The organism is Kosakonia sp. PSU_27, assembly GCF_039409795.1.
GTDB lineage: Bacteria > Pseudomonadota > Gammaproteobacteria > Enterobacterales > Enterobacteriaceae > Kosakonia.
Map to the genome: position 1 here is coordinate 615,322 of NZ_JBCIVK010000001.1, position 11,795 is coordinate 627,116.

11 protein-coding genes and 1 pseudogene are annotated in these 11,795 nt (G+C 52.7%); 7 read left to right on the forward strand and 5 right to left on the reverse strand.

What is annotated here, in order from left to right; genetic code table 11:
* Positions 1–335: 335 nt before the first annotated feature.
* The 4 genes from AAIG26_RS02885 to AAIG26_RS02900 all read left to right on the forward strand — a co-directional run bounded on the left by AAIG26_RS02885 (position 336) and on the right by AAIG26_RS02900 (position 2,510).
* Positions 336–818, forward strand: a complete 483-nt coding sequence (locus AAIG26_RS02885) for a GNAT family N-acetyltransferase (protein WP_343179595.1) — start codon at positions 336–338, stop codon at positions 816–818.
* Positions 819–971: 153 nt separating this feature from the next.
* A complete protein-coding gene (locus tag AAIG26_RS02890; protein WP_016496088.1) occupies positions 972–1,145 on the forward strand; it encodes a hypothetical protein in 174 nt (57 codons plus the stop codon).
* 152 nt (positions 1,146–1,297) lie between these two features.
* Entirely contained in the window at positions 1,298–1,840 is a 543-nt protein-coding gene (locus tag AAIG26_RS02895) for an NUDIX hydrolase (protein ID WP_160270286.1), read from the forward strand.
* A 64-nt stretch (positions 1,841–1,904) separates the two neighbouring features.
* On the forward strand, positions 1,905–2,510 hold the full coding sequence (locus AAIG26_RS02900) for a class I SAM-dependent methyltransferase (RefSeq protein ID WP_343179596.1): 606 nt from the start codon (positions 1,905–1,907) through the stop codon (positions 2,508–2,510).
* Here the strand turns inward: AAIG26_RS02900 and AAIG26_RS02905 are convergent.
* Positions 2,507–3,916: an MFS transporter gene (locus AAIG26_RS02905; protein WP_343179597.1), complete on the reverse strand. Its 1,410-nt coding sequence runs from the start codon at positions 3,914–3,916 to the stop codon at positions 2,507–2,509. The genes AAIG26_RS02900 and AAIG26_RS02905 overlap by 4 nt on opposite strands.
* Before the next feature lie 129 nt (positions 3,917–4,045).
* Between AAIG26_RS02905 and AAIG26_RS02910 the strand changes: the two genes are divergently transcribed.
* A complete protein-coding gene (locus AAIG26_RS02910) occupies positions 4,046–4,969 on the forward strand; it encodes a LysR family transcriptional regulator (protein WP_343179598.1) in 924 nt (307 codons plus the stop codon).
* 24 nt (positions 4,970–4,993) lie between these two features.
* On the opposite strand, the gene AAIG26_RS02915 is transcribed toward AAIG26_RS02910, so the two are convergent.
* Together AAIG26_RS02915 and AAIG26_RS02920 are read right to left on the reverse strand one after the other, a co-directional pair.
* A complete protein-coding gene (locus AAIG26_RS02915) occupies positions 4,994–5,599 on the reverse strand; it encodes a hypothetical protein (RefSeq protein ID WP_343179599.1) in 606 nt (201 codons plus the stop codon).
* Between the two features lie 7 nt (positions 5,600–5,606).
* Positions 5,607–5,807, reverse strand: a pseudogene (locus AAIG26_RS02920) (hypothetical protein); the annotation flags it as partial.
* A gap of 133 nt (positions 5,808–5,940) precedes the next feature.
* On the opposite strand from AAIG26_RS02920, the gene AAIG26_RS02925 reads away from it, so the two are divergent.
* A complete protein-coding gene (locus tag AAIG26_RS02925; protein ID WP_343179600.1) occupies positions 5,941–6,324 on the forward strand; it encodes a DUF4440 domain-containing protein in 384 nt (127 codons plus the stop codon).
* Between the two features lie 559 nt (positions 6,325–6,883).
* On the opposite strand, the gene AAIG26_RS02930 is transcribed toward AAIG26_RS02925, so the two are convergent.
* Complete coding sequence (locus tag AAIG26_RS02930) at positions 6,884–8,347, reverse strand: aspartate aminotransferase family protein (RefSeq protein ID WP_343179601.1); 1,464 nt, start codon at positions 8,345–8,347, stop codon at positions 6,884–6,886.
* A gap of 17 nt (positions 8,348–8,364) precedes the next feature.
* Positions 8,365–9,750, reverse strand: coding sequence for a diaminobutyrate--2-oxoglutarate transaminase (locus AAIG26_RS02935; protein ID WP_016496095.1), 1,386 nt, complete (start codon positions 9,748–9,750; stop codon positions 8,365–8,367).
* A 640-nt stretch (positions 9,751–10,390) separates the two neighbouring features.
* Between AAIG26_RS02935 and lysC the strand changes: the two genes are divergently transcribed.
* Complete coding sequence (gene lysC / locus AAIG26_RS02940; RefSeq protein WP_343179602.1) at positions 10,391–11,752, forward strand: lysine-sensitive aspartokinase 3; 1,362 nt, start codon at positions 10,391–10,393, stop codon at positions 11,750–11,752.
* The last annotated feature ends 43 nt before the right edge of the window (positions 11,753–11,795 follow it).

Genomic DNA, 11,795 nt, shown 5'->3' on the forward strand with positions numbered 1-11,795 from the left:
TCGGTAGGGCGCATGCCAGAAAGCAGGCCGTAAGCTATGCAGGCAGATACTGATAACATAAAAATTAACTGGATGAAATAACTGATCTTTTCCTTATATGCTGTAGGCTTTTTGTGCCAGTGCGTGAAGAATATACGCCCGGTAAAAGGGGCAACGTTTAGCGCATTACTTTCGAATGAAATTTGTTATAAATCACTGAATGTTGCATGTATTTTAACCGCTTGTTAATTTATATATCGTACCGTTAACCCTCCGCAAGGGCGCTTCGTTGACGGTGTCCAAGAGTAAAAATAAGAATAATCTTAGACTGAGTGGTGGCATTTAGGGGAAGGAATATGGCGATCAGACGGGCACAGCCTGAAGAAGCAGAAGTTATTTGGCACATCCGTAACCAGGCTATCCGCCACGGTTGCAAAGGCGTTTATGAGGACAAGGTTATCGCCGCCTGGACTCCGGATAAAATGCCGGAAAGTCAGCGTACGATGATTGCCAATAACCCTTTTTATGTGGCAACCACGGCAAATGACCAGCCGGTCGCCACGGGTTTTCTCGATCTCGCCAACGCCAGCGTGGAGGCCATTTTCACGTTGCCGGAGTGGGAAGGAAAGGGGCTGGCGACACAGATAATTGCAGCCATTAAACAGGAAGCGGCGCAGCGCGGTTTGCGGCGCATCACGCTGGCATCAACGCCCAACGCCTGTGGTTTCTATCAAAAGCAGGGGTTTGTCATAGTGCGGGAAAGTATTTATCCCTCTGCGCTGGCGCGTGCGGAATTACGCTGTATTGAAATGGAATATAATTTCCCTGTTAATAAATAAAGAGCATTTATTCACAGAATGGATTGATGAGGAGAAAACTCCTATTAAAATAAATAACTTAATTAACATCCCGTCATAAAACATCTCCTATAATAATAAGGCTGCGCTATCGCGTGGCTTTATTTCATGATTCATCACAGAAAGGGACTTTTTATGAAAATACGTGCCTTACTTTCCATTTTATTATTTGGTTTATCAATGAATGTCTTCGCCGCCAGCCAGACGGAGTGTGAAGTGAACGGCGAAATAGACTGGAACTGCATGTGCCAGATCTTGTGCCAGGCGGGCGAGGGCGGCGCAGCCTGTAATTGCGATGGCGTGCCATAAGCCGACATTGCAAAGGGGATATTAATGTTAATATCCCCTCTGTTTCTCCACCGCCGATTTCTCTGAAACCTATTCCTGCGCCAAATAGATCCCCCCGCTTACGCTATTCACATGTTACTCTTCACGCCTGAGGTCAAACAGGGAGAGCCGTGATGTCGGCGATTAAAACGCTTGCCACAACCGAAGTGTACCGCAACAAATGGATGCGTCTGCGCGAAGACAAAATCCTGCGGGCAGATGGGAACGAAGGTATTTACTCCGTTGTTGAGAAAGCTGATTTTGTCGTGATTATCGCCCGCGAAGGTGACAGCCTGTATGTGGTTGAGCAGTTCCGCTATCCGCTGGGTAAGCACACTATTGAACTGCCGCAAGGCGCCTGGGAATGCGCGCCGCAGGCGGATCCGCTGCATGTGGCGGCCGGTGAACTGCGCGAGGAAACCGGGCTGGTGGCAGGAAAGATACGTCATGTCGGGTACCAGAAGCTGGCGCAAGGCTACTCCAGCCAGGGTTACCATATTTTCCTTGCTGAAGCGTTGGTGCATCAGCAGCAGGAACTGGATCCCGAAGAGTTTGGTCTGACGACGCGCAAAATTACCCTGAAAGAATTTGAGACGTTGATGTGTGAAGGAAAGATCAGCGATGCAACGTCCGTCACCGCGTATTTGCTGGCAAAGCTCAAAGGCATGCTGGAATAGCGCGGGCATTTTGCTTCTCATCACACCCGTATGCGCCGGGTCCCTGGCTTAACGCGAGATCAACATGAACAGCGCCGCACAACATATTCTTTCTATCTATCAACGTCACGCCCGGACATTTGCTGAGCAGCGCTCAAAGGCGCTTTTCGAAAAAGGCTGGCTGGAAAAATTCGCCAGCCTGCTGCCGGTTGCAGGCAACATTGTCGATGTCGGGTGCGGTAACGGTCAGCCGATTGCGGGCTGGTTTATCCGCCAGGGTTTTCAACTCACCGGCGTTGATGGCGCAAGCGCAATGCTGGACCGCGCGCGCCAGCAGTTTCCCGCTCAGCGCTGGATCCTGCAGGATATGCGCAACCTGTCGCTCGGTGAAACCTTCGATGGGCTGCTGGCCTGGGACAGTTTTTTTCACCTGACGCATGAGGATCAACGCAACATGTTCGCTCGTTTTGCCGAACATAGCCATGTGGGCAGCGCGTTAATGTTCACCAGCGGAACCGATCACGGGATCGCAATGGGGCAGTTTGCCGGTGAACCGTTGTTCCATGCCAGTCTCGCACCTGACGAATACCGCGCGTTATTAGCAAATCACGGTTTCGAGGTTATCGGGATGGTTCAGGAAGATCCGCACTGCGCCGGGCATACCGTATGGCTGGCGCAACGCGTTCGCTAAAGCGGCGGTGAAGATATTTGCCGGATGCGGCTCAGGCTAAACAGGATCGCCAGAAGTGTTGCCGCAGCGGCCAGCCCTAAGCCAAGCCGGACCGCAAAAGCCTCCTGCTCCACATTGCCGGAAGGGGCATAGAGCGAAAGTATCCCACCCAGCAGCGCCGCGCCAAGACACTGGCCAAACGTGCGCATAATCGCCAGCACGCCGGACGCGTAACCACTGTGCTCCCTTGAGGCGTTCGCCATCATCTCTTTATTGTTCGGGCTCTGGAAACAACCGAAGCCAATACCGCAGATCAGGCTGCGCAGGCTGATATCCCACACCGGCGGATCATGCGGTAACCGCGCCAGCAAAATTAACCCCACCGCGAAAAGGCACAGACCAACGGTGGCAATCAACGAAGGTGCGTAGCGGTCGGCAAGCCGCCCGGCATGGGGCGCAACCAGCATGATGCCAACAGGCCAGGCGGTAAACAGCAGCGCCGACGTCAGCGCGCTGTAACCATATACGCTCTGAAACAGAAACGGCAGGGCGACGAACGTCATTCCCTGGCTGATAAAAGAGGCCAGCGATGTCAGTGCCGCCAGCGAAAAACGCGGCGAGGCAAAAAGCGTCAGCGGCATCAGCGGCTGCAGTGCCTGGCGCTGACGCAAAACAAACAATGCCCCGGCAGCCAGACCAACAAGCCCATAACTCAACGCGGTAAGCCCTGATCCGGAACGGGAAATGGCGCTTGATGCCATTACCATCGCTCCCAGCATAAGAGCGGAAAGCAGCGCCCCCGGCGTATCGAAGGGCCCGCGCAACGCGGTGGTTGCAGTCGGGATCACCCGTAATGTGAAGAGCAGGGCGATGATGCCCAGCGGAAGGTTAATGGCGAATAACCATTGCCAGCTCAACGTTGCCAGCAGCGTGCCGCCCAGTACCGGCGCGATAGCGGTACTGGAGGCGATTAACAGCGCGTTCATTCCGAGGATGCGCCCCAGTAATCGATTGGGAAAGACCGAGCGCAAAATCGCCGGTGCAATGCTGAGTGTTGCCGCCCCACCAATCCCTTGCAAGATACGCATCGCGACCAGCGTCTCCAGCGATTGCGCCAGTGCGCAGCCCAGCGAGGCCAGCGTGAAGAGCCCCAGCCCGGCGGCGAATAATCGGCGAAAGCCAATATGTGCCGCTAACGCAGCAAAGATTGCCAGCGTCATGGCGGCGGAGAGCAGATAGCCATTCGCTACCCAAACAGCTTCCGCGGCGGTTACATCTAACGCCCGCGCAATTTGCGGCAAGGCGATATTCACCATCGAGCCATCAAACACCGCCATTGTGGTGCTGGTCATCACCGCAACCATGGCCATCAACCGCTCGCGTCCGGGCAATCCTTCATCACCGGGTTTATCCAAAAATAGTGTCATAAACAACCTCTACTGATTTTGTGCTTGCGGTAACTATAATTTCGCGGGATATATGGCGGAAGGCGCAGCATTTGCATTAATACGTTGCAGCAAACGCCATATCTGAACCTTCTGTTGCGGACGAAAACGATGAGTGAACCCGATCTGAATTTGTTATTTGCCCTGGATGTGCTGATCGCCGAGCGCAGTGTGGCGGCGGCAGCGCGGCGGCTTGGTCTGAGCGCCTCGGCGATGAGCCGGACACTTAGCCGTCTGCGGGAAACCACCGGCGACCCGCTATTAGTACGCGCCGGGCGCAATATGGTGCTGACGCCGTATGCAGAAACGCTTCAGACACGCACGCAGAACGCCGTTTTCGAGGCGCGGGCGTTGCTGCGACCCGCGCAACCCGAGCTTAATATTGCCTCGCTGCAGCAGATGTTTACCCTGCGCGCCAACGATGGTTTTGTTGAAGCGTTTGGCCCAACGCTGATTGCGGAAATGGCGGCGGTCGCGCCAGGCGTGATGCTGCGGTTTACGCCAAAGCCAGAGAAGGGCTCCAGTGCCTTGCGGGAAGGACGGGTCGATCTGGAAATTGGCGTGCTGAGCGAAATGGGGCCAGAAATTCGCGTGCAGGCGCTGTTCAGAGACCGTTTTGTCGGCGTCGTCAGGGATACGCATCCACTGGCGCAACTTAATGAGGTGACGATCAACGAGTATGTCGCCTGGGGCCATGTCGTGGCGTCGCGTCGGGGGTTAACAAGCGGTCCGGTTGATGAAGGGCTGGCAGAGCAGGGCGTGCGCAGGAAAATCGCCGCTGTGGTGCCGGGTTTTCCTGCGGCGTTAGCCGTGGCGCGTGCGTCCGATCTTATCGCGCTTATCCCGGCCTCTTTTCTTCTCAGTCCTGCGTCCAGGCAGGGAGTGGCAATGTTTGAGCTGCCGGTAAAAACGCGCACCATTACCGTATCTCAACTGTGGCATCCACGTTCAGAAGTCGATCCCGCGCATCGCTGGCTGCGCCAGTTTATGCTGGGAGTGTGCAGGCGATTAGTGCCGGATGAGAAGGGGAAGTGAAAGCATTTCCCCATGTGAACGCCGTTAGCGTTTGAGTATGTGCGCTTGCCGCGCCTCTGCTTTTAATTGTTTACGCCAGACTCGGTTATGTAACGACAGCGCGATTGACCGGTAAAACAGTGAGGAATTTATCCATTTAACATTCAGTAAGAAGAAGACTAATCCCAGCACTGATGTTATCTGCGGCGTGTAATTATTCACAGCGCCAAATAATAGTGAGAAAAAGGCGGAAATAAAATACAGAATGACCATTACGCCCGTCAGCGCAATGATAAACAGGTGAGATTTCAGTCCCGCCAGAGATCCACGCGCGGTAAACAACGTGGTGGTCATCATCAGCACACAATAAACAGCCGCTGCAAAGAAAACGCCGACCAGCACTTTATATTCAGGTATGGATAGCCAGTTGAAAATAATCATCCACAGAGAAACCTGCGGCATGGCGTAGCAAAAAATAGCAAGTATCATACTGATACCTAAAGGAATACCTGCCATATGCATGCCAACAGGCACACCGAAACGACTTTTAAGCCGATCCTTTATCAACTCAAGTTGTTGTGGATCGTTAGTCGCTATTTTCTTTGCGATAACATTACTTAACGCAAGACTTTTTCTTATATATTTCATCATTGCCGGGTCAATTACTTCCTGTAAATGAAAATGACTGAATTAAACCAAAAATATATTTACCGGATTGCGTTATATTCTGTGGGTTTCTAATGGTGCCAGAAATCGCACTGCCGATAAATGCAGAAGAGTTTGTTATGGCATTCATCAATTCGCGTTGCAAAACTAATTGCAATGCTTCTGAGGGATAACGCTTAGGATAAACGCCTGCTAATGTTCTCATGTCATTGAGATTTTAAGAGTAAAGAGCTCAACCTTGTAAGCAATCAAGAATAATCCGAATAAAATTTGTGCATAGCGATGCATTCAAAAATGTGTGATGCAAACAGGCCGGGAAAAAGACGATGAACAAAGAAGATGCGTTACTGGCGATATTGGTGAGATATGAACAGCAGCTTCATGATCCTGACATTCGCTGCCAGCCCGACATTGTCGAGAGACTTTTACACCATGATTTTTTTGAGGTTGGCCGATCCGGTAAACGATACAGCAGAGAACAAGTGATTGCTGCACTGGCAGATGAGGACGCTGAGCCGATCGCGTCAGATGATTTTGCATTGTCGATGCACAACAACGGTTATGCATTGTTGACGTATCGAAGTTTTATCCTCGACGGACAAGGCCAGATGACGAAGCAAACATTGCGGACATCGTTGTGGGAGGCGTGTAAAACAATGCCAGGTCGATGGCAGATGCGCTTTCATCAGGGGACGCCCATGGCGGAATGAAGGCTGTAACAGCGTAAGCACTAAGGCAAGAAAAACAGAGATAGCTGAATGACCACGGCAATGATGATGGCAAACCGCTGGATTCTGTCTAATACCACCTTAGTTCGCATAATGTATATTATGTTAAATTAAGTACAACCAGATAACCCAAGGCCAAGGCCAGTCTTGCCTGAGCTAGCTATCCCGCTACACTCACCTCTTTTTGCAGCGCACTGTCGATTCGCGACCTTCACCTTACATAGGTCTGGTTTTGCCCGGCGCTTAGTCGTGATGAGTTTTGTGGTTTGAAAACGACACCGTTGCCAGCAGCGCAGCATCTCCTTGCGTCCTGGATTTACTGCGCTGTTTGTTCACTCCTGGTACCTGCTTCAGAACAACGAAAAGTGCTGCGCAATTTGCCAGCCGATCGAAAGCCCAACAACGCAGGCCATGTGACATTATTTCCTGGGAACCCGACCCCGCTGCGCCAGACGAAGAGTGACGCACCGGGACTCGTTTTGCAGACAATAAAAAAGCCGACAACATTGCTGCTGTCGGCTTTTTTTATTTGCGAGACGAATCAGACGTTCTGTAACTGTTGACCACAGGCAACCACACTTGCCAGCAGAACTTTGACGTCTTCCAGACAAACGGTCGGGTTCAGCAACGTCAGTTTCAGGCAGGTCACACCGTCCGCTTCCGTTACGCCAACGTTGGCGCTCCCGGAGGCCAAGAGCGCATCGCCGATACGCTGGTTCAGCAACGCAACACTTGCCGTATCACCCTTTTCCGGGCAGAAACGGAATAATACGCTGGCCAGTTGCGGCTGCATCACCAGTTCCAGCTGCGGCTGTTCGCCAACAAATTGCGCCACCTGCTGCGCCAGGGTGACGCCGTTATCAATAATTTCGGCGTACTGCTTTTTACCCAGCGCTTCAAGACCCATCCACAGCTTCAGCGCATCGAAACGGCGCGTTGTCTGCAAGGATTTCGACACCAGGTTTGGTACGCCCTGCTCTTCGTCAAAGTCAGAGTTCAGGTAGGCCGCCTGGTAACGCATCAACTGATAATGGCGCGCATCTTTCAGCAGGAACGCGCCACAGCTGATGGTCTGGAAGAATTGCTTATGGAAATCCAGCGTCACGGAATCAGCCAGCTCAAGGCCATTGAGGAAATGGCGATACTTCTCAGAGAGCAGCAACGCGCCGCCCCAGGCCGCATCAACGTGAACCCAAATCTGCTGTTCAGCGGCCAGCGCGGCGATGTCTGCTAACGGATCAATCGCGCCGGCATCGGTGGTGCCGGCGGTAGCAACAATCGCCATTACCTGCTCACCGTTGGCTTTCGCCTCGGCCAGTTTCTGCGCCAGATCGTTAACATCCATGCGCGAAAACGCATCCGTTTTCACCAGCGTCACGGACTGGTAACCCAGCCCCATCAGCGCCATGTTCTTCTGCACTGAAAAGTGTGCATTTTCAGAACATAACACTTTAATTTTGCTGAGATTACCGGTTAAGCCGTGCTGCTGAACGGAGTGACCCTGGCGTGCAAAAAAGGCATCGCGCGCCAGCATCAAGCCCATCAGGTTACTCTGCGTCCCGCCGCTGGTGAACACACCTGCGTCACCGGCCGGATAACCCACCTGTGCGCGCAACCATTCGATGAGTTTCATCTCGATGATGGTTGCCGACGGGCTTTGATCCCACGAATCCATGCTCTGGTTCGTGGCGTTGATCAGCACTTCCGCCGCCTGGCTAATTACCAGGCTCGGACAGTGGAGGTGCGCCACGCACTGCGGGTGATGCACGGACAAGCTGTCTTTAAGGAAATACTCAACGGCGCGCTCAATAGCGGCCTGGTTGCCCAGGCCCTGAGACGTGAATTCTAAATTGATGCGCTCACGTAATTCCGCGACAGTCTTGCCCTGATACATTTCAGGTTGCTTGAGCCACTGCACCACAGCTAGCGTGCTCTGCTCAATGGCTTCCTGATAGGCAGCAATACTTTGCGCGGAACCCGAGAGAATCGGATTTAAATCAGACATTCGCTCACTTACTCCGATTAAACAGGCTTCACGCCAGCGCTCAGCAGCGCGTTTTCAAATTTATCGAGGAAAATTTCCAGCTCAGCATTGCTGATAAGCAGCGAAGGCAGCAGGCGCAGTACGCAACCGCCACGACCGCCGCGCTCCAGGATCAGCCCTGATTCGAAGCATTTTTTCTGCAACAGTGCAGAAAGCTCGCCGTCTGCCGGGTAGCAACCCATGTGATCCTGCGCTTCGTGCGGCTTAACGATCTCAATACCGATCATCAGGCCCAGGCCACGAACGTGACCGATAACCGGGAAACGTTTTTGCATTTCAGCCAGTTTGCCTTTCAGCCATTCGCCCTGCTCTGCCACTTTATCGGCAATGCGATCTTCTTTGAGGATCTTCAGCGTAGTGAGGCCTGTAGCCATCGCCAGCTGGTTGCCACGGAAGGTACCGGTATGGTGGCCCGGCGCCCAGGCGTCGAACTGTTTTTTGATACCCAGTACCGCCAGCGGCAAACCGCCACCGACCGCTTTGGACATCACAATGATGTCCGGCTCAATACCGGCGTGTTCGAAGGCAAACAGTTTGCCAGTACGGGCGAAACCAGCCTGCACTTCGTCCAGGATCAACATAATGCCGTGTTCCTGGGTCACTTTACGGATACGCTGCAGCCACTCGATCGGCGCCGGGTTCACGCCGCCTTCGCCCTGCACCGCTTCCAGGATCACAGCAGCCGGTTTACGCACGCCGCTTTCAACGTCGTTGATCAGGTTTTCGAAGTAGTAAGTCAGCGCTTTGACACCGGCTTCACCACCGATACCCAGCGGGCAACGATACTGGTGCGGATAAGGCATAAACTGCACTTCCGGCATCATGCCGTTTACCGCTTCTTTCGGCGACAGGTTGCCCGTCACGGAAAGCGCGCCGTGCGTCATGCCGTGGTAACCGCCAGAGAAGCTGATAATCCCGGAACGACCGGTCACTTTTTTCGCCAGCTTCAGCGCCGCTTCCACGGCGTCCGCGCCGGAAGGCCCGGTGAATTGCAGGCAATATTCTTTGCCCTGACCCGGCAGCAAAGAGAGCAGATATTCTGAAAACTCATCTTTTAACGGCGTGGTCAGGTCGAGCGTATGTAACGGTAAGCCACTGGTAATGACACTTTGGATGCTTTGAATCACATCAGGATGATTATGGCCCAGCGCCAGAGTACCGGCGCCTGCAAGGCAGTCAAGGTATTGATTATTCTCAACATCGGTGATCCAGACGCCCTGCGCTTTGGCAATCGCTAACGGCAATTTACGCGGATAGCTTCTGACATTGGATTCAAATTCGGCCTGTCTTGCTAAAAAGGTCTCATTGCTTTGCGGGAATGATTTAGCACTCAAAGAATCAATACGGACTTTATCCGTCATCATATCTCTCCTACAACCTGGGTTGATTTAACACCGGGTTGAATAAGGGTTTAAGGGGGCTTGTAAAAAACGCGGCTAATATATGTGTTTTCAGCAGCGGACTCAATCTTTTATTTTGTCAGGCTATTTATGTCATTTTCTTTAAAAATCAATGACAAAAAATATTTATGCGTGGGGATTGTTCAGCATGAATTGTAACCAATTCTGTTACAAGAATATTCCAGGCAGCATCGGAAACAATGCCATGATAAGCCTCGCTTTTTAATATTTGTGCTCTTTTTATGTTATTAGAACGTTATTTAAGCCAAACTCCGCCAGCAAGCACTGAATAAATCATGATATTTTCCATTGGTTTATTGCAAATGTTGAGGAAAATATCGATTCAGCGAGTTAAATCACTTACTATGCCCCGCGATAAAAACCCTGAGGCGAAAAAAAGGAAGCATCTATTTAATCATTAATGCGTATCACACCCGGTAACTCGTGAGAGGCAATACAGGTTATCGACAACGGGAGCAGAATCCTGGGTTGTAAAAAGAAATGTTCGCGGGCGGACATTTCGTAAGGCGAAGCACGCTTCCCTTATGCCGAGAATGAAAATTTTCATGCCATTAAAATTATGGCGCCCTGATATGAGATTGTTATGACTCGCATTTATCCACACACCATCGTTGCCAAATTTGGCGGAACCAGTGTCGCCGATTTTGACGCGATGAGCCGCAGCGCCACCATTGTCCTTGCTGATAAAGACGTTCGTCTGGTTGTTTTATCTGCCTCCGCTGGCGTCACCAACCTGTTAGTTGAACTTTCAGGCGGTCTGGAAAGCAGCGTTCGACAAGATAAGATCGACACCCTGCGCACCCTGCAATACAACATTATTTCTCGCCTGAAACAGCCAGAAGCCATCGGCCAGGAGATCGACCGCCTGCTCGATAATATCAGCCATCTTGCGGCCATGGCCGTTGATTCCCGGTCAGACGCGCTGTGCGATGAACTGGTGAGCCACGGGGAGCTGATGTCTTCCCTGCTGTTTGTGGAGGTTCTGCGCGAACGCGACGTCGAAACGCAGTGGTTTGACGCGCGCAAAGTGATTCGCACGAACGACACGTTCGGCTGCGCGGTACCTGTTATAAGCGAGATTGCAGAACGGGTGGAAAAGCATTTGCGCCCGCGCATTGCGCAGTCGCTGGTGATCACGCAAGGCTTTATTGGCAGCGACGCGGCGGGGCAAACCACCACGCTCGGTCGGGGCGGCAGTGATTACACTGCTTCATTGCTGGCGGAAGCGTTGCAGGCAGCGCGAGTGGATATCTGGACCGATGTCGCCGGGATTTATACAACCGATCCCAGAATCGTTGCCCAGGCAAAACGCATCGATACGCTCTCATTTTCTGAAGCCAGTGAAATGGCGACCTTCGGCGCGAAAGTGCTGCATCCGGCAACACTGTTGCCCGCGATGCGTAAAAATATCCCGGTCTTTGTCGGTTCAAGCGCCCAGCCGCGCGCGGGCGGAACGCTGGTCTGCCGTGACACGCACGAACCGCCGCGTTACCGTGCGCTGGCCGTTCGTCGCCAGCAAACGCTGTTAAAGTTATCCAGCATTGATGCGCAGCCGGCACACCGCTTTTTAGCCGAGATGTTCAACATTTTGTCGCGTCATGATGTGGCGATGGATCTGGTGACAACTTCGGAAGCCAGCATTGCGCTTATCCTCAACTCCACCGGCTCTACGTCCGGTGAAGCGGACACACTGACTACTGCGCTGCTTACCGAACTGTCATCGCACTGCCATGTCGAAATCGAGACCGGTCTGGCGTTAGTCTCGCTTATTGGTAACACGCTCTCGCAGGCCCCGGCGGTATGCAAAGAGGTGTTCGCCGAACTGGAAAACCATTCCGTGCGGATGATTTGCCACGGCGCCTCCAGCCATAATCTTTGCTTCCTGCTCCCCGCAGAATGCGCTGACAGCGCCGTGAAAATGTTACACCGTAACTTGTTAGAATAACGGCGGTTAACGCGCCCCGCACGCGGGCAACGCTCAGTGCTGG